At 72.7% G+C, this 18,721-nt stretch carries 11 protein-coding genes and 1 pseudogene; 7 read left to right on the top strand and 5 right to left on the bottom strand.

What is annotated here, in order from left to right:
* Positions 1 to 683: 683 nt before the first annotated feature.
* From ACWC2B_RS20235 to ACWC2B_RS20225, 3 genes are all read left to right on the top strand, one after another.
* Complete coding sequence (locus tag ACWC2B_RS20235; RefSeq protein ID WP_450718393.1) at positions 684 to 2,846, top strand: M4 family metallopeptidase; 2,163 nt, start codon at positions 684 to 686, stop codon at positions 2,844 to 2,846.
* A 216-nt stretch (positions 2,847 to 3,062) separates the two neighbouring features.
* Positions 3,063 to 5,894, top strand: a complete 2,832-nt coding sequence (locus tag ACWC2B_RS20230; protein WP_450718391.1) for an AAA family ATPase — start codon at positions 3,063 to 3,065, stop codon at positions 5,892 to 5,894.
* 198 nt (positions 5,895 to 6,092) lie between these two features.
* Complete coding sequence (locus ACWC2B_RS20225; RefSeq protein ID WP_450718389.1) at positions 6,093 to 7,175, top strand: DUF5954 family protein; 1,083 nt, start codon at positions 6,093 to 6,095, stop codon at positions 7,173 to 7,175.
* A 108-nt stretch (positions 7,176 to 7,283) separates the two neighbouring features.
* Here the strand turns inward: ACWC2B_RS20225 and ACWC2B_RS20220 are convergent, their stop codons facing one another.
* Entirely contained in the window at positions 7,284 to 7,955 is a 672-nt protein-coding gene (locus ACWC2B_RS20220) for a response regulator (protein WP_450718387.1), read from the bottom strand.
* Complete coding sequence (locus ACWC2B_RS20215) at positions 7,952 to 9,127, bottom strand: histidine kinase (RefSeq protein ID WP_450718385.1); 1,176 nt, start codon at positions 9,125 to 9,127, stop codon at positions 7,952 to 7,954. The genes ACWC2B_RS20220 and ACWC2B_RS20215 overlap by 4 nt, the downstream gene beginning before the upstream one ends.
* 209 nt (positions 9,128 to 9,336) lie before the next feature.
* Here ACWC2B_RS20215 and ACWC2B_RS20210 point away from each other — a divergent pair, with 209 nt between their 5' ends.
* From ACWC2B_RS20210 to ACWC2B_RS20200, 3 genes are all read left to right on the top strand, one after another.
* Positions 9,337 to 10,254 (top strand): ABC transporter ATP-binding protein, encoded by a 918-nt coding sequence (locus ACWC2B_RS20210; RefSeq protein ID WP_450718383.1) that lies wholly within the window; start codon positions 9,337 to 9,339, stop codon positions 10,252 to 10,254.
* Positions 10,254 to 11,078, top strand: a complete 825-nt coding sequence (locus tag ACWC2B_RS20205; RefSeq protein ID WP_450718381.1) for an ABC transporter permease — start codon at positions 10,254 to 10,256, stop codon at positions 11,076 to 11,078. Before ACWC2B_RS20210 ends, ACWC2B_RS20205 begins: the two co-directional genes overlap by 1 nt.
* A gap of 318 nt (positions 11,079 to 11,396) precedes the next feature.
* Positions 11,397 to 11,561 carry a hypothetical protein gene (locus ACWC2B_RS20200; protein WP_450718379.1) on the top strand — a complete coding sequence of 55 codons (165 nt, stop codon included), beginning with the start codon at positions 11,397 to 11,399 and terminating at the stop codon, positions 11,559 to 11,561.
* Between the two features lie 268 nt (positions 11,562 to 11,829).
* On the opposite strand, the gene ACWC2B_RS20195 is transcribed toward ACWC2B_RS20200, so the two are convergent.
* The 3 genes and pseudogenes from ACWC2B_RS20195 to ACWC2B_RS20185 all read right to left on the bottom strand — a co-directional run bounded on the left by ACWC2B_RS20195 (position 11,830) and on the right by ACWC2B_RS20185 (position 13,732).
* Complete coding sequence (locus ACWC2B_RS20195) at positions 11,830 to 12,156, bottom strand: plasmid stabilization protein (RefSeq protein ID WP_450718377.1); 327 nt, start codon at positions 12,154 to 12,156, stop codon at positions 11,830 to 11,832.
* Positions 12,157 to 12,289: 133 nt separating this feature from the next.
* Positions 12,290 to 12,472: pseudogene (locus ACWC2B_RS20190) on the bottom strand (SDR family oxidoreductase); the annotation flags it as partial.
* 66 nt (positions 12,473 to 12,538) lie between these two features.
* Positions 12,539 to 13,732 (bottom strand): MFS transporter, encoded by a 1,194-nt coding sequence (locus tag ACWC2B_RS20185; RefSeq protein ID WP_450718375.1) that lies wholly within the window; start codon positions 13,730 to 13,732, stop codon positions 12,539 to 12,541.
* A 121-nt stretch (positions 13,733 to 13,853) separates the two neighbouring features.
* On the opposite strand from ACWC2B_RS20185, the gene ACWC2B_RS20180 reads away from it, so the two are divergent.
* Positions 13,854 to 18,608: a hypothetical protein gene (locus ACWC2B_RS20180; RefSeq protein WP_450718373.1), complete on the top strand. Its 4,755-nt coding sequence runs from the start codon at positions 13,854 to 13,856 to the stop codon at positions 18,606 to 18,608.
* Positions 18,609 to 18,721 lie beyond the last annotated feature (113 nt).

Here is an 18,721-nt window from a genome sequence, read left to right as displayed (position 1 = left end):
GGGCGTTGAGGTGCCGGGACAGCGCCTGATGCTGTCGCCCACGATGACGACGCGCGCCGCCGGGCGCAGCGGCTTCGCGTCCAGGTAGGCCCAGGCCCGCGTCTCGCCGCGAGCTCCCAACTACCAAGCGGAACCGGCGACTTGGCGAGTGGTGCGTTGAGGGTGTTGGACAGCTTCGTGAGACCGATCATCGTGATGACCCCGGCGAGTTCCCTCTCGTCGTAGTGATCGGCGACGTCGTCCCAGATCGCGTCCGGGACGGCGTCGGTGCTGTCGGCCTGGCGGGCAGAGGCCTCCGCCAGGGCAAGGGCGGCCCGTTCGGCATCGCTGAAGAAAGGGTCCTCGCGCCCGCCGCCGAGGCTGATCCTTGGCCCGTCCAGGCGCGGCAGGGGCTCCCGCCGGCTCGCGTCCCTCGATGAGCTCGTCCAGATCTGGGGACGCTCCGAGGGCCACCCGATCAGTGCCGTCGCGGCAAGACCCCGCTCTCCCCGGATAGGGAAACCCCTCTCACTCGCCGCAGTGCCTGGCCGCCGCCACCCCCGTTGCGGACACTCGTGCGTCAGCGCGGCTCCAGCCACGGGCGGCGCCGTCAGCACACCCGCATGTGTCCACCGCCTCCCCAACGGCCCTGCGTACCAGCGGCGGACGCTCCCGTGCCCGAAGCGAAAGGAACCCCCACTCCCATGGAGATACGAAGAGCCGCGAGGCTCTTGACGGTCGCGCTGGCCTGCGTGTCCGCGTCCGCCATCGCCCTGCCCGCCGCCACGGCGACGCCGACGCCACCCCCCTCTCCGGCCGGCCCCGGCGCCTTCGCCCCGGCCCCCTACACGGCCGATCCGGCACCCGCCGTGCGCAGCCGCGTAGTTGACGCCGCGCAGAAGGCGCTCGCGAGCCACCCGGGCGCCGCCCACAAGGCCGACGGAGACGCCTTCTCGGTCCGGAACCTGGTGGTCGACAGGGACGGCTCCGCCGCCGTCCGCTTCGACCGCACGTACAAAGGGCTGCCCGCGTACGGCGGCGACGTCATCGTGCACCTGAAGAAGGACGGCACGTACGCATCGCTGGCCACCGGTTCGGGGGCCTCCGGGGCGGTCTCCACCGAGCCCCGACTGGCCGCCTCCCGCGCCGCGCAGGTGTCGACAGCCGCATTCAGGGGGCACGTCGACTCGGTCTCCGCTTCGCACCTGGCGGTGCAGTTGGCGGGCACCGGCGCGACCCTGGTCTGGGAAACCGTCGTCAGCGGCACCCGCCCGGACCGGACTCCCAGCCGCCTGCACGTTCTGGTGGACGCCCGTACCGGCAAGGTCGTACGGACCAATGACGAGGTGAGCACGTTCGCGGCCGAGGGGGCCGCGCACGCCACCGCCTCGAAGGTCGGTGCGGCGGCTCGGGCCGCCGCACCGACGGTCGCCGGGACCGGGCAGTCGATCTACAGCGGCAGGGTCGCCCTCGACGTCACCCAGAGCGGCAGCGGCTACTCGATGACGGACCCGTCGCACGGCAACGGCTACACGACCAACCTCAACCACGCCACCAGCGGCACCGGTTCGGTCTTCACCAGCTCCAACGGCACCTTCGGCAACGGCGCCACCAGCGACCCCGCGTCCGCCGGCGCCGACGCCCACTACGGCGCGGCGGAGACATTCGACTACTACAAGAACGTCCAGGGCCGCAATGGCATCTTCGGCGACGGCCGCGGCGTACCGTCACGGACGCACTACGGCAACGCGTACGTGAACGCCTTCTGGGACGGCACCCAGATGACCTACGGCGACGGCCAGAGCAACGCGCGGCCGCTGGTCGAACTCGACGTCGCGGGGCACGAGATGAGCCACGGCGTGAGCGGCGCCCTCACCGGCTGGGACGAGACCGGCGAGACCGGCGGCATGAACGAGGGCACCAGCGACATCTTCGGCACGATGGTCGAGTTCTACGCCAACAACCCGGTCGACACACCCGACTACACCATGGGTGAACTCATCAACATCAACGGCGACGGCCGGCCGCTGCGTTACATGTACAACCCGTCCCTCGACGGCCGCTCGCCCAACTGCTGGGACAGCAACAACGGCAGCCTGGACCCGCACTACTCGATGGGCCCGCTGAACCACTGGTTCTTCCTCGCGGCCGTCGGCAGCGGCGACCACGGCTACGGCAACAGCCCCACCTGCAACAACTCCACGGTCACCGGACTCGGCAACGACAAGGCCGCCAAGATCTGGTACAAGGCCCTTGCCTCCTACGCCAACAGCGGCGAGAACTACCACCAGGCTCGCATCGACTCGCTGCGTGCCGCCGCCGACCTCTACGGCACGCACTGCACCGAGTACAACACGGTCGACGCCGCCTGGGCTGCCGTCAGCGTCACCGGTGCCGACCCCGTACCCGGCAGTTGCAACGGTCAGCCGGGGTCGCCGTCGGTGACCAACCCGGGCAACCAGAACGGCACCGTCGGCACTGCCGTCTCCTTGCAGATCCAGGCGAGCGACCCCGGTGGCGAGACGCTCACCTACAGTGCGACCGGCCTGCCCGCGGGCCTTTCGATCAACTCCTCCACCGGCCTCATCACGGGAACTCCGACCACCGCCGGCACCTCGTCCGTGACCGTCGCGGCGAAGAACACCGACAACGCCACCGGCACGGCCTCCTTCACCTGGACCATCACCGGCGGCAACCCGCCGGGGGGCTGCGGCAACATCCCGGCCTGGAGCGCGTCCAGCAGCTACGTGCCGGGCGACCAGGTCTCGCACAACGGTCACAAGTGGTCCTCGCAGTGGTACTCGACCGGCGCCGAGCCGGGCGCGCCCGGCTCCTGGGCCGTCTGGAAGGACGCGGGCGCCTGCTGAGTCCACATACTGGAGGGCATCAACTCCCTTGCGCGGCCGGGCCGTTGGTCTTCTGACCGGCGGCCCGGTCCGCATGTGGGCGGCCGGCCCGGCCAGATCTTCAATTGGTCTTGACCTTTCACCGAGGGCAGTCCTACATTCGGCGCGGCACGATGAATGGCAGGTTCATGATCGATGACTGAGGCATGAACGAGGCTGTGTCCGGAAGGGCTGGCGATGACCGAGCCGACCACCCTGCCGCCCGGTGTCGAACGCAACGCCCTCTGCGACACCGTACGGGCTCACCTGGCGCGCGGAGGCGGTGTTCTCCTCACCGGCCCCCAGGGCATCGGCAGGTCCACAGTGGTGGCTCAACTGACCGCGGAACTGGGCGCCCACGGCCACCAAGTACTGCGCTGTTCGCCCTCCCCGGACGAACAGGACAGCCCCTACCTCGGACTCATCGACCTACTGACCGGCGTCCGCGACGACACCCTCGCCGCACTGGCCGCCCACGAAAGAGCCGTACTCGAAGCAGCTCTGTTGCGCAGCGGGGCGACCGGACCGGTCGCCGGGCGCGACGCGCTCGTCCTGCGGATCGCCGTCCGCAGGGTCCTCGCCCTGCTCGGCGACGCCGGTCCGCTGCTGCTGGTCGTCGACGACGCACAGTGGCTCGACCACCCGACCGCGGAGATCCTCAAATACCTTGCGCGCCGCGCCGATCCCGGTCTCTCGGTGCTCGCCACACTGCGCACGGGGGACGGGTCCGGCCCCTCGTCCGACGGCTCCGTACGGGAGCTGTGCGGGCAGCCGGTCCGCCGGGTGTGTGTCCCGCCCATGACAGCCCATGAGGTCGCCGAGCTTCTGGAACGGCACGACCACCCCTCCTGGCCCCGCCCGCTCGTCGCTCGGCTGCACCGGGCAAGCGGCGGCAACCCCCGCACGGCACTGGAGCTCAGCTCCACGCTCGACGAGCGCGTCCGGGTGGAGGGCGCGGACCTGCCCGGCTCCGCCGAACCGCTCCCCGTCCCCGACACCCTGCGCCGGCCCGTCCTCGACCGGCTCGACACCCTCCCCGCCCGTGCCCGGCAGACGCTGGTCCTGGCGGGCGCCGCCGTACGCCCCACGGTGGAACTGATGCGGCGCGCGGGCCGCCACCACGTCGCGGCCGACCTGGACGCCTGCGTACGGGGCGGCATCATCCGCATCCTGTCGGCGTCGGACCACGGAGCCATCAGGTTCCAGGATCCGCTGACGCCGATGGTGCTCCAGGCCGAGACCCCGTACGAACGTCTGGTGGACGCGCACCGCGCACTGGCGGACGCGTCCGACGACGCGGTCGAGCGCGCCCACCACATCGCGTGGCTCACGGCGGGCCCCGATCCGGTCGTGGCGGCCCGGCTCTCCGCCGCCGCCTCCGCGGCCCGCCGCCGAGGCGCTCCCGGAACCGCGGCGAGACTCGGTCGCCTGGCCGCCGAGTACACCCCCGCCGGACAGGAACACGCCGACATCGACCGCAGGCTCACCGCCGCGGAGGACGGCATCGAGGCCGGAGACCTCGGCTTCGCCAGGCAGTTGGCGCACGAGGCACTGGGCGACGCCGACCGGCCGGCCGACCGGGTACGCGCCTGGAACGTGGTCATCGACTCGTGCGGGCAGGCGATGGCCGAGATCGCGGACGTCTTCCCGGAGGCGGTACGCGACGCCGCCGGCGATCCCGGACTGCTGGCCCAGTTGCACTACCGGATGAGCTGGCGCGAGTGGATGGTGGGCGGCTCCGCGCCACGAGCCCACGGCCATGCCGTCCGCGCCGCCGGGCTCGCGGCGCGGACCGGCGACCGGCGGACCGAGCTCATGGCGCTGACTCAACAGGCGGCCCTGGAACTCTTCCTGGGACTCCCGGAGGCGGAGACGACCCTGGCCTCGGCGCTCGCCGCACCGCACGACGTGCACGCGATGACGCACCACAACGGCCCCGTCCACCTCAAATACCGGTTCCACCTGGTGCGCGACGAGCTGGACGAGGCAAGAGCCGAACTGCGCACCCTCGTGTACCGGCTGCGCCAGCGCGGTTCGGCCGACAGTCTGAGCCAGTGCCTCATCGGGCTCGCGCAGGTCGAGATCCAGCGCGGACGCTGTAGGCCGGCCCTGACCATCGCCCGCCAGAGCCTGCGCATCGTCGAGGAGGCGGGGCTGAGCCAGGGGCCCGCCTGGTACGCGGTCTCGCTCGCCGAGACGGCCGGCGGCAGCCTGAGCCAGGCGCTCAGCGCCGCGGAGAAGGCCAGACGACACAGCGAGGACGACGACGACCGGCTCTTCCTGCCCCGGGCGCTGCACGCCGAGGGAAGGATCAGACTGTTCGTCGGCCAGAGCGGCCAGGCGGCCCAACTTCTCAGGCGTACAGCGGAGTTGGAGACCGCGCAGGGCCAGCGGGACCCGGCGACCCGACGCTGGCACGCCGACCTCGCGGAGGCCCTGGCCGCCGACGGCGCACCGGACGAGGCGGAGGCGGTCATCACCCTGGCCCGCCGCCAGGCCGAGCGGCTCGGCCGGGCCGGAGTGCTGGCCACGCTCGACAGGGCGGCAGCGGCGGTCGACGTGGCCCGCAGCGAACTCCCGCGAGCGGCAAGACGGTTGGAGAACGCCGCAGCACGGCTGCGGGCCACCGGATACCCCCTGGAGGAGGCCCGCACCAGGGTGGCCCTGGGCCGAGTGCGGCGCCTGCTCGGCGACGAAGCCGCCGCCCGCGCCGCGTTCTCCGGCGCACTGCGGACCTTCACCAAGGCGGACGCCCGCCCCTGGGCCGCCATGACGCGCGCCGAACGCGACCGCGCGCAGGACGGTTCGGCCTGCCTGCCGGAAGGCGGCTCCTGGTCGGACCACCTCACGCCGACCGAGCGCAGCGTCGTCGCCCGCGTCGCCCAGGGCGCCACCAACCGCGAAATCGCGGCCGGCCTGGTGGTCAGCGTGAAAACGGTGGAAGCGGCCCTCACCCGCGCCTACCGCAAGCTGGGCGCCAAGTCACGGGTAGACATCACGCGCATGGTGATGACCCGGCCTACGGCGTAGGCGGTGGGCGCGGGCGTTGAAGGTCCCCTCAGGGGCATTCGGCTGTTGGTGGCTGCTGGCTGTTACGGCGTCGGCCAGGCGGCGGTGGTCCCGGCGCGCTCGGATCGCGAGGTACGGGCAATAACACCTTTCCGTGGAGAGCGGGGCGAATCCGCAGATTCAAGGACGCCGACGTGCTGCGATCGGCAGGATGACGCCATGGATCATCGGGATGCAGGACCAGGCGGGGTGCGGCCGATCACGGTGCGGGTGCCGGTGGAGCCGGTGGAGGCCGCCGTGGAAGCGGACGCCGTCGACGCCGTGGCGCGTATGGAGAATCTGGTCGTGCGGGGCCCGCTGTTCGGGGTGGCGGCACAGGAGGACGGTGACGGGTCGGCGTGGCGGGTGATCGTCGCGGTCACGCTCGGCTGCCCGCAACAGGCCCGGGACAGCCTGAACTCGCGGCTGTGGTTCCGCGCGAAGGACGAGGCACACGAACCGGAGGAACGGCGCGCTCTGCTGGCGGCGGTCACCCGGCTTGAGACCGAGCGCGTCGACGAACTCGCCGTGGCCGGGACCCGGTTCCGGATCGTGCGTGCCGAAGAGTACGCGGCCGTAGGGGGCGTGGGCGGGATGGAAGGGCCGCGCCCGACCGATCCCGAACCCCTTGTCCCCGACTGGTCCCGCGCGTCCAGGGGCCCCGACGTCGATGACGGCCTGGTCGTGGACCCGCAGGCGCCAGTCACCCCGACTCAGGTCGCGGAGCAGCTGGCGTTGCGGGACCTGTGCTACTCGGGCGACCGGTTCCCCGAGGACGTACGCGCCGACTCGCGCCGGGCTTTGGACCTGTATCCGGACGTCCTGCTGTTGCCGCCGTCGTTCACGGTCGTGGAGCAGTCCACGAACAGTTGGGCGCCGGTCAGCGGCCCGCATGCGACCCCGCACTCCGCCCGCAGGTCCCTGTACTTCGCCCTGACCTGGACGTGGCCGCGCATGCGTGGCCTCATCCCGATGGACGCCGCCGTGGACGTCGATGCCCGCACCGAAACCGAGGGCGACGGAACCGCCCGGCGAGCCGGGAAGCTGGCCGAATACGCCGAGGCCGCCACCGCGTTGCTGCCCGGCCGCGTCAACCGTCTGGAGTTTCAAGGCGCCGTCTACCAGATCGCCCGCACCCGTCGCCTGCTGCGGTGGGGGCCCGATGGCCCCGAGGGTCCGCGCCCGTCGGACGTCAACAGCCAAGACCCCGTACGACTCCACCCGGTGCTCGACGAGCACGGTCGGATCGTCTCCGACGACTGACGCCGCGGTCCCGACGGCGCCCCCGGCACCTTAGATCCCGGCCAGTGCGGGAACGGGCGGCGCGCCTGGTCCTCGACAGTCCATGGCCGCGGGGATCGCGCGGACGGTTCACCGATCCGCACAGGGCAGCGTGACAAGCCCCAACTCGTAGGCGGCGATGACGAGTTGGACCCTATCCCGGGCGTCCAGTTTGCTGAGCAGTCGTGACACGTGCGACTTGGTGGTGGCCACGGTGATGAAGAGTTCCTGCGCGATCTCGGTGTTCGTCCGGCCGTGTCCGACCAGGGTCAGTACTTCTTGTTCCCTCTCGGTGATGTTGTCGACCGGCCGTGGGGAGCGCTCCGGGGGTGTTTCGGGGCGCCCGACGAAGTCCGCGATCAGGCGGCGTGTCACGCCCGGGGCGATCAGTGCGTCGCCGGCGGCGACCACGCGGATCGCCGCGAGGATGTCGTCCAGCGCCATGTCCTTGACCACGAAGCCGCTCGCGCCGGCCCGGAGTGCGCCGTAGACGTGGTCGTCCTCGTCGAAGGTGGTCAGGACGAGGACGCGGGTCGTCGCCGGGCCGTCCGTGATCAGGCGGGTGGCCTCGATGCCGTCCATGCCGGGCATCCGGATGTCCATCACCACGATGTCGGGGCAGAGTTCGCTGACGAGCCGGACCGCCTCGGAGCCGGTGGCGGCCTCGCCGACGACTTCCAGGTCGGGGTGGTCGGCCATGATCACGCGCAGGCCGGACCGTACCAGCGGCTGGTCGTCGGCGAGCAGGATCCGGATGGTCATCGGGCCTCCGCCGCAAGGGTGACGGGTGTGGGCAGCGGCAGCCGGGCCGCGACCCGGAAGCCGCCCTCGGGGCGCGGCCCTGCGCTGAGGTGGCCGCCCAGCAGGCTGACCCGCTCGCGCATGCCGATGATGCCGAAGCCGTGGGCCGGGCCGTTCGCGGTGGTGCCGCGCCCCTCGTCGACGATCTCCACGGACAGTTCCTCGTTCCCGTAGTCGAGCGTCACCCGGCATCGCCCGGTGCCCGCGTGGCGGGACACATTGGTCAGCGCCTCCTGCACGATGCGGTAGGCGGACAGGTCGATGTCGGCGGGCAGCGGGCGCTGACTCCCGCTGCGCCGCACATCGACGCGTACGCCCGCGTCCGTGGCGGCCGCCGCCAGCCGTTCGATGTCCACGAGCCCCGGCGCGGGTGCGAGCGACGACTGCTCCGATGCGGCCTCGTTCCGGTCGGCCTGACGGAGCGACACCAATGTGCGCCGGAGGCCCGAGAGGGTCTCTCTGCTGGTGGCCTCGATGGCACGCAGAGCCTCGCGCGCCTGCGCCGGCTGGGTCTGGATGACGCGGCTCCCGACCCCGGCCTGGATGGCGATGATGCCGATGCTGTGCGCGACCATGTCGTGCAACTCCCGTGCGATCCGCAGCCGTTCGGAGGTCACGGCCTCGGCGACCTCCTGTGATCGCAGCGCCACCGCGTGCTCGCGGCGCTCACGGATGAGCAGACCGGCGATGCAGGACGCCGCCATCGCCAGCAGGGCGATGACCCCGTTGACCGTCAGGCTGTCCCCCTGCGCGAACACGCCGATCACCAGGAGCTGCACCACGAAGGACACGGCCACGGCGACGGTCGAAGCCCGCCGTGCGCAGTGGGCGACGATGTAGCCCAGAACGAGGTCCACCGCCAGATATGACAGGAACTGGCCCTGGTACGAGACCGTCAGGCTCTGATGGACGGAACTCGGAGTGCCCACCACCACAGCGGTGGATCCGAGGAGTGCCAGGGCCAGGGCCGGCATCGGTTTCCGTCGCAGCATGCCGACGAGCAGGCTCACGGCCAGCAGTGCCCCCACGCCGTGGGCCGTACCCGACGCCCGCGGCGCGCCGCCCACCAGCAGACCCACCATGAGGAGGTAGGAAACACCCCCCGCCCAGGCCAGAGCCTTCGTTCTCGTCATCAGCCGCGTCTCCTCATCGGAGCAGAGCCGCAGTGCGCGCTGCCCGCAGGCAACGCAATGATCGTTATCGGGTTCACGCCGCGAGACTAACCGGGCGGCGCCGACGTGGGCATCCGCCCGGGGACGTACGACCAGGGGCCAACCCGGCCGCACGATTGCCGCCCACGGCCCCATGACCGTACGGGGGCGGTCTCGGCAGTGTGGGTGGCGTGATCGAAGTAAGCGAACTCTCCAAGCGGTACGGCGGCAAGACGGCCGTCGACCAGCTGTCCTTCACCGTCCGGCCGGGCCGGGTCACCGGATTCCTCGGCCCCAACGGAGCCGGCAAGTCCACCACTTTGCGGATGATCCTCGGCCTGGACGCCCCCACCACCGGCGCCGCCACCGTCAACGGCGTCCCCTTCCATCAACACCCGCGCGGCCTCCGGCACGTCGGCGCCCTCCTCGACGCCGGCCAGGTCCACGGCGGACGCAGCGCCACGGCCCACCTGTCCGCCCTCGCCCGCAGCAACGGCATCCCGCGGCGCCGGGTGGACGAGGTGCTTCAGGAGGTGGGTCTCGCCGAGGCGGCGAGTCGGCGCATCGGCGGGTTCTCCCTCGGCATGAAGCAGCGCCTGGGCATCGCCGCCGCCCTGCTCGGCGACCCACCTGTGCTCATGTTCGACGAGCCGATCAACGGCATGGACCCGGAGGGTGTGCTCTGGGTACGCCGGCTCTTCCGGCGCCTGGCCGCGGAGGGACGTACGGTCTTCCTCTCCAGCCACCTGATGTCGGAGATGGAGAACACCGCCGACCAACTGGTCGTCATCGGCCGTGGCCGCCTCATCGCCGCCGAGTCGGTACGGGACTTCGCGGCCCGTGGCACCCGCCGCAGCGTCGTCGTCGGGACGCCGCAGCCCGCCGAGCTGGCAGCCCTGCTGACCGCGGCGGGTGCCACGGTCGAGCCGGAGGGCTCGGCCGGCGCCGAGAAACTCTCCGTGACCGGGCTCCCGGCGGAACGGATCGGAGCGCTCGCCTTCCAGAACCGTATCCAGCTGGAGGAACTCACCAGCCGCACCGCCTCGTTGGAGGCGGCCTTCATGGAACTCACCGCCGACAGCACCGAATACCTGGCAGGACAGCCCTGATGACCACGCTCGCCTCCCTCCCCCGGACCGTCCCCGTCGCCGCGCCGCCGGCCCGCTTCCGTGACCTGCTCGCCGCCGAGTGGATCAAGATACGGTCCCTTCGCTCCACTCCGTGGACCGTCGCGCTCACCGTCCTGTTCGTCATCGGATCCGCCGCCGTGGCCACCCTGTCGGACCACGCCGGGGGATCCGGCCCCGCCGATTTCCTGCCCTTCGACGCCTACCCGCCGGCCGGGTACTGGACGCTGATGCTCGTCGCCAGCAGCATGGGCGCGCTGACCGCGGTGAGCGAGTACAGCAGCGGCCTGATCCGCACCACGACCGCGGCCGTCCCCGCCCGAGGCTCGGTCGTACTGGCCAAGGCGGCCGTCACCGCCGCGCTGTGGACCGCGGTCGGCACCGTCGCCTCCACCGGTTCGTTCCTGGTCTCCCAGGCGATTCTGAACGGGCGGCACGCGGACGTCGCGATCACCCACCTCGGGGTTTTGCGGGCGCTGGCGGCATCCGCGCTAGTGGCCCCGGTCTGCTCAACTGTCGGTCTGGGCCTGGGAGTTCTGATCCGGCATGCCGCCGCGACCACGCTCACCAGTGTCTTCGTCCTGCTGATGCTGCCCACCATGTTCTCGGAGAGCAACCGATGGTCGGCGGACGTCAAACACGCGCTGGTGTCGGCCGCCTGGAAGCGGTTGGCCCAGAACTGGGAGCCAGACCCCGGCTCCCTCGGCTACACCGCCACAGTCCCCGGATCCTGGATCGTGTACGCGCTCTGGCCGCTGGTCACGCTCGCGCTCGCCGTGTTCGCCGTGAGGCGCCGCGACGTGTGAGCGTGCCTCCGGCTGCTGGGACGGTGGTCAGCCGAACCGTAGGCGGTTGGGCCGGCAGGCACCCAGGACAGTCCTGCCGACCGCGCCACGCTCCACGGCGACCGGATCCGCCACGGGCTCGCGCGAATCGGTCTGCTCAGTCATCATTATGAAGCCGATTTGCACCATATTTCACGACTAACCGTGCTGTGCCGATGGACATCATCGGCCGCTTTTGCGGGTTCCCGACCGCATCGGTTTCGCCGAAGCGCTTCCGGTGCGCGACAGGGGCTACGCGGTCCGCAGACCGTCCGCCTTCGAGGAGTCGTCGTGGTCATCGTGGCTGTTCTCATCCCGCCGCTGCTCCTTGGCGTGCTACTGGCGCTCGGCCGGTACGAGGAGTGCCTGCTGGGCTCCCCTACGCCGATCGAGGACCACCTGCGCGAGCGGGACGGGTACGCCGTGCCGGACGACCCGTCCGAGCAGGCACAGCAGCGCGGCTGACCTGCGCCGGCGCGCGATGTGAGGACGCCTCGGTGACGGTGCGCGGTCGTACGGATCGCGCGGGCGGGCCGGTCCTGCCACGATGGATGGACCCGAGCCGGTGCGGCCGCGATGCCGCCGCGCGACAGCCCGGCGCCTCGGCCCTCCCCCGCCTGCCGACCGGTCACCAGTCGCAGGCCTCGGGTGGGCGCGCCTGCTGAGGGTCCCCCTGCGTGCCGAATCGTCCAGCCCCGCCGCACGGAACCGGACGAATCCGCCGTCCTCGGCCTCAACTCCCGCCGAGAGCCTTCTTGAGTTGGGCCTTGTCCATGCTGGACCGCCCATGGATGTTGCGGCGCTGCGCCTCCGCGTAGAGCTGGTCGTATGTCGGGCCCTGCGACCCGCTGTGCGAGCGCTGGCCACCCCGTTTGGACGAGGACATGTCCTGGGTGGAGCTCTTGCTCGCGGTCTTGGACTCGCCGGCGCGGGCCCGTTCCTTGTTGACGGTCCTGGCCGCGATCTCCTTGGCGCGCTTGGTGCTCTCGCCGCGCTCCTCGGCGCTCTCCTTGATGTGCTCGTACTGGCGCTCCCGCTTGGAGCTCGATCCGCGAGGCATGCTGTCTCCTTGGCCACTCGGAGTGATCGGTTGTCCTTACCACCTTGGAACGCCACTCGATGCTCCGCAATCCGCCGGAGTACGGGCAGGGTTCACGTTCGGCCGACGGAGGGTTCGCTCGCGCACGGTCGCGTCAGGCCCGGGCACCCCCGTCGACCGGAAGGACCGTGCCGGTCACGTACGAGGCGCGGTCGCTGAGGAGCCACGCCGTGGCCTGGGCGATTTCTTCCGGGGCGGCCGCACGGCGCAGCAGAGTGTGCTGTACGGCCTGGGCCTCTCGACGAGCTCGCGACGGCGGCCCGGTGCTCTGAACAGCGGCAGCGGCGCCGCCTTGGGGTGGCCTCAGTGAGCGGGGGGCTCACGGCCCCGGGCGGGGAGGGGCTCAGGTCCTCGCCCGTACCGGCTGCCGCAGCAGGAGGTACACGGCCGCGGTCGAGGCCAGGACGGCCATGCATCCGATGAACACAAGGCCCGCTCCTTCCAGGCCGAGCGGTGTCACCAGGACGCCCACCCCGATCACCGGCACCGAGATGCCGGCGTACGCCACCACGAACAGGGTGGAGATCACCGCCGCGCGGCGGTCCGCGGGAGAAGCCTCGGCCACCGCGGACAGGGCGCCTCGAAACGCCAGCCCCTGTCCGCAGCCGCCGACCAGGGCGCTCAGCACGATCAGTGGCAGCGAGTCCCAGCGGAGTGCGCCCGCGAGCAGCGCCAGTCCGGCCAGGAGGGCGGCGCAGCCCAGGGGCAGTGAGCGTCCCATTCCGATCCGCCCGGCGGCCAACTGCCCGGCGGTCGAGGCGAAGAAGGCCAGCGCGACGACCAACCCGCTCTCGGCGTGGTTGCGGACGTTCAGGGACTCCGCCAGGAAGGCGGGGGCGACCGAGGTGAACACCCCGAACAGCGCGAACCCCACGAACGACGCGATCGCCGCGGGTACGAACACCGGGCGCACCTGCGCGGGCAGGCCCGGCCGCTGCGTTCGTGCGCTACTCAGCGGCCGCTGCTCCCTCACGGTCTCGGGGAGCCACAGCAGGACGGCGGCCGCGCCGACCACCAATGCCAGGTGCACGCCGAACGGCAGGTACAGCGGCCAGGAGGCGTACTGCGCGAGCACTCCGGCGAGCAGGGGGCCGCAGCCCAGGCCGCCCATGTTGGCGGCCGTCGCCACGAACGTGGCCCGGTGGGTGCCACCGCGCGGCGCCAGGTCCATCACGTAAGCCGTGGCGGCCCCGGTGAACAGGCCGACGCACACCCCTGACAGCAGCCGGCCCGCATACAGCCAGGCCGGCCCGGTCGCGCTCAGGAAGCAGACCGCGCTCGCCGCCGCGAATCCCAGGCCGCACAGCAGCACGGGACGGCGGCCCACCACGTCCGACACGTTGCCCGCGAGGAGCAGCACGCCGATGACGCCGAAGGCGTACACCGCGTACACGATCGTGACCGTCAGCTCGGAGAAGCCGAACTTCCCCTGGTAGAGGCCGTAGAGAGGGGTCGGCAGCGTGGTGCCGGTCATGCACACGGTGAACACCGCCGCGCTGAGCAGGCACTGGCGCCATCCTCGCTGATCACCGTCCATGCCCCGACGGTAACGCCGCGGGCCGCCCTGCCCGGGCCAGGCGTGACGGGCGCGCCGGTACGGAGTGTTCGGCCCGGGCTCGGCCACGGCGTTGTCAGTGGCACGTGCGACCATCCGAAGCATGATCGCCTCGTTTGCCGCCCTGTTGCCCACCGCCGGTACGCATGTCTCGACCACGTACGCCGACTGGGTCGCGGCCCACGATCCGGGTGCGGCCGCGATCGCGCGTGACCTGGTCGAGGACATGGGCTCCGAGCTCAACCGGTCCTGGACCAAGCCGGGTCGGTTCGTCGACGTGATGGCGGCGCGGGCGCGGCGGCTGCCTCCGGCGCACCTGCCGTGGTTCTGGGACACCGTGGGCCACCGCTTGATCGGGTACGGGAGCCGGCCGGGCGGGCGGGCCTATGCGGCGGCGCGGGCGGCCGAGGCAGAGCACGGGCTGCCGGTGGATGCGGCCTACCGCCGGGCCAACGCGTTGCTGTTCGCCAAGGGCGGGGCCATGCCGTCCAAGGAGTTCGGGGCCCATCAGCGCTTCCTCGCCCAGACGCTGGAGCCGGCCGACGCGCACGCGGCTCTGGAGGTGTTCCTGACCGCGTGGGCGGGCTCGAAGGCGGACCTCCCGGCCGATCTGGTGCGTCGGGTCCGTGCCTCCGCCAGGGCGGCCGGGCACGGTGACGAGGAGGTGGCGCGGCTGGTGGGCACGATCTTGTCGGTCACCCGGGAGAAGTCGGTGCCGGATGCGCTGCTGGCCGCCGCGGGACCGGTTCTGACGGCCCATCAGCCGACGGACGCGGTCGCGGCCGGACTGGTGGAGATGTTCCCCGATGGGACGACCGACGGCGGGGACTGGCTGCGGATGCTCATCGGCTGCGGCGCCACCGAGGCCATGGAGGCCGGGCGGGTGGTGCCGGAGGGCGGGCTGCACCACTGGGTCGGCAACTTCGTCCGCATGTACCAGTACGCGGCGCGGCCCGGCGGCGGGGTCGGGCGGCAGCCGCTGCCGGCGGAATTCCTCGACCTGGTGGGCCGGTTGGGGCCGCGTTTGCGGGCGGCGGGCATCCCGGTGACGGTCCACACCACCCGGCACCACTACCAGGGCTTCGACGCGGACGTCCTGGACGCCCTGCTCGCGGCGGGGGTCACGGTCGCCGATCCCGGACCCGAGATCAGGATGCGGTTCTGGGGCGAGCGGTCCCGGCGCGACCTCGCCGCGCTGGCCGCCGACCCCGTGTTCGGGCCCCGGCTGGAGGGAACCGTACACGCGGACCTTCTGCCGAACTGGTCGATGGCGCGGCGGCGGGCCGGTTCGGCGGTGACGCTGCTGCCGGGGAACGAGGGCATCGCCCAGGGCGTGGCCGCCCGGGTCGGCAAACTCGTCGACACGGTGGCGGGCGGCGGCATGGCGGGGGCCGAGGAGGCGGTCGCCGAACTGGAGATCCTCCTTGACCGGCCGACGGTCGCGGCGCTCGGCGGGATCGCCGACGCCCTGGCCGGAGCGGGCGCGGCGGGCGCGCTGCGGCGCTCCCTGGCGGCCGGCCTGCCCGAGGAACTCGCTTGGCCCGCACTGGAGTCGGTGTACGCGCAATTCGCCGCGGAGGCCCGGCCCGAGGAAGCGGAGGCACCACTGCCGGGGGTGGCCGGGGTCACCTCCACCTGGCCGGTTCTGACGGTCTTCGGCCGCGAACGGGCGGTCGCCGTCGCCCCGGACGGGGTGCGGGGCTCCTGCCGGTTCACTGTCCCGGCGGAGGCGACCATGTTCGCCGTCCACTATGTGGGCGGTTCCTTCCTGGTGAGCTGGACCCTCAAACCGAGCCCCTACTTCTGCGACACCGCCGTCTGGGCCGACCGTCCCGACGAGCCGTTCACGCCCGACGAGGTGGGCGGACTCGTGCCGTTCGGCGGCAGCCTGGACGGGGCGTACGGCTTCCAGTTCGAGACCGCCGACGGTGGTGGTCGGCACGGCGGGGTCCGGGTGCTGCGCCCGGGTGGCAGGGAGGGCATCGACCGGGATGAGCTGCAGCTCGGCGACGGCTCCCGGATCTGGACCAACGCCGTCTACGGAAGGCAGCCCTGGGAAGTGGTGGATCCGATCACCGGGGAGCGGCTGGGGGCGGAGGCGCTGCCCGACTTCCCGGGTCGCGCGGCGAGCGCCGACCCGGCGGCCGAGCCGTCCGAGGCCGGCATGACCCTGGCCGTGGAAGCCCTCCAACTGGCGCCGCTGCCCGCCGAGTTGACGGAGTCACCCTTGGGGAGCCGGGACGGACTGGTCGGGACGCGGGTGCTGTTCCGCACCCGGCACCGCGACCACGCTCCCGACCATTTCCTGGTGGAGAGCGTGGACGGGCGCACGGCCCGGTTCGACATCGACCGGCCGGGACAGGAGCCCTGGGGGTTGTGGGCACCGCCGGAAGGCGCCGTGGAGGACGTGGTCCTCGCCGAGGCGCGGACGCGGACGGGAGTGCGGGCGTACGCCGCCGACGGGACGCCGCTGTGGGAGCTGGACGGGCACCGCTCCCCCAGGAACCCGTATGTGACACCGGCCCGGAAGGCCACCGTGTCGGGAGGCGTGGCCCTGCCACCGGCGTTCTGGTACCTGTTGCGGACCCGGGACGCGCCCGGATCCCGGGCACTGCGGACCGTGGGAGGGCAGACGGCGGATGTCTTGCTGGCGGCTGCTCTCGATGAGGCGGGGTCGCTGCGCGATGCCGTCGCCCGGGAGTTGCCGGACATCACCGATCCGGTGCTGGCCGAGGCCGTGGTGGCGGTGGCCTCGCGGGCCGCTCGGGTCGAGGAGCGGCGACGCGCCCTGCACCGGCGCGTCGTCCTGCTCGCCGAGGCGCCGCCCGTGCTGCCGCGCGGTTCCGCGCCGGACACCGAGCTGATGCCCGCCCTGTTCGGGCTGATCTCGGAGGGGGAGCGCGATCCGTGGCGGCGGGAGCCGGACGTCGCCCTGCCCGCGACGCTGAGCGCGCTGGCCGCCGACGGGGCCTGCCTGGCCGGGACGATCGCGGAGGAGGTGCGGCGGCTCTCGCCCCCGGCGCCGCCGTGCGACTGGTCGCAGTTGCTCGGCGCGATCGACGCCGCGGCATGGCGAGCAGCGGTGGCACCGACCCCGGACGTGGAACGCGCCGCGCTCCTCGCGCTCCTGGACACCTGGGCCGACCAGCCCTTCGCCCGTGCGGGCAGCCTCTGGTGGGTGGGCCGCACATCCGATGCCGAGGACCTGACCGGGCTGCGGGCGGGCGGGGTCGCGGTGGCCTCCGCGGCGGTACGGGCCGGAGGCTCGCAGCGCTGGTTCGTGGCGCCCGCCGCCGGGGCCCGGGACGCCGACCCGGTTGCGGCGGCGGTCCCCCAGGCGCGGTTCGTCGAGGTGGAGCGGGACGACGCCGTGCGGCTTCGGGCCCTGGTGGCGGCGGTCGGCGCACACGGGCCGGTCCCCGTGCCGGAGGCGGCGGCCGCGCGCTTCGCCGAACTCACGGGCGTACGGCGGGCCGTGGCGCGGCTCGTGGTGGCCGGGCTCGCCGGCCGGCCCGACCGGGACGAGGACCGGAGCCTGGCGCGCAGGGCTCCCTACAAGGCGACGCCGATGGCAGCCGAGTCGTACGAGCAACTGCGAGCGCGGCTCGGGGCGGCCGGCCGGAGGGCCGTCCTCGCGGCGGCCCTGCCCGATGACCCGGCCGAGCTGTGGCGGCCGGGCGGGGTCGAGGCGGCGGCGGAACGGATGGCCGGGGTGTGGCGGGAGCTGATCGGGGCGCTGCCCGCCGTCCACGACGAGGCCGCCGACGCTCTGGAGGCGAGCCTCGGGCTCTGCGAGGTGTGGGCCCGGCGACTGGCGGGTGGTTACGAGGCCGCCGCGGACGCGACGGTGGAGGCGGCGGGATGGGAGCTGGCAACGACCCCGTACGGCACGGGAGTTGAGGTCCGGCCCGTGCCGCCGGCCGGCTCCGAACTGCGCTACGGCACCCCGGTGGGTCTCGCGTTGCGGCAGATCGCGAGCGCGCTGGTGTGGGCGTGGACGGATCGGCCCGTGGGCGACCCGGCGGTGGCCGGCGCCACGGCCCTGTACGAGCGGCTGCGAGCCGAGCTGGACCGTCCGGACCTGCTGGTGGCGCTGCCCGGCGGGCGGGTCCAGGACACGTCGGCGCGGATCGCGGAGCGGTTCGGCCCGGAGCGGCTGCCGGTGGCGGCGGACTCCCGCAAGGAGGAGGGCCCGGTCCAGGTGACCGCGTACGACTCCGGGCCCCTGGTGGTGTGCGCGCCCGGCGGAGCCTCTTTCCTGCGGCCCGCGGCGATAGCCGGCCCCGAGGTGTGGCGTCGGGTCGGGGAGGTCACCGATCTGGCCGAGGAACTCGGCCGGGTGGCACCGCTGTTGGCCGGCGGCGGCCTGGAGCGCATGATGCTGCGGTCCCGTTCGGGAGCGGTCCCGGCGGGGTCGTACGAGGCGGATCCGCGGCAGTCCTGCCCTGACCTGGTCGCACGAGTGGCGCGGAAGCTCGGGGTCGGCGCCGACGCGGCGGCCCTCTACCTCCAGCTGGCCACACTGGCCGCGCCCACCGACCGGAACGTGCGGCGGTGGACCGGCTGGTCGGCCAAGCGGCACGCGGAGGTTCGGAATGAGCTGCTCGGGGCGGGCGTGGTGGTGGAGGCCAAGCGGGCCCGGGCCGGCCGGACCCTGTTCCTGCCCGGCGAGTGGACCGAACTCAAGGCCCCGCACCTGCCGTTGGAGACCGTGAAACTGGCGACGCACGCGGTGCGGCCGCTGTGGGGCAACGAGATACGTTCGCCGTTCGGCCGGATCCTGCCGACGGCACCGCTGCACGAGATGTTCGCCCAGGCCTGGGAGCGGTCGGCCGAGGGGAGGCACGCGGAGTCCTGACGTGCCCGGCGCGGAGGTGGGTCGCGTCGGTCGTGACGGTCCTGTGTGGGTCCCCGCCTGGTGGTTTCATGTGCACCTGTGCGTCGTCGTCGACGTTCCGCACCAGCAGGGGC

It is taken from the genome of Streptomyces sp. NPDC001415, assembly GCF_053597395.1.
The sequence above is the reverse complement of the archived record's forward strand: the minus strand, read 5'-3'. Positions and strand labels throughout refer to the sequence as shown.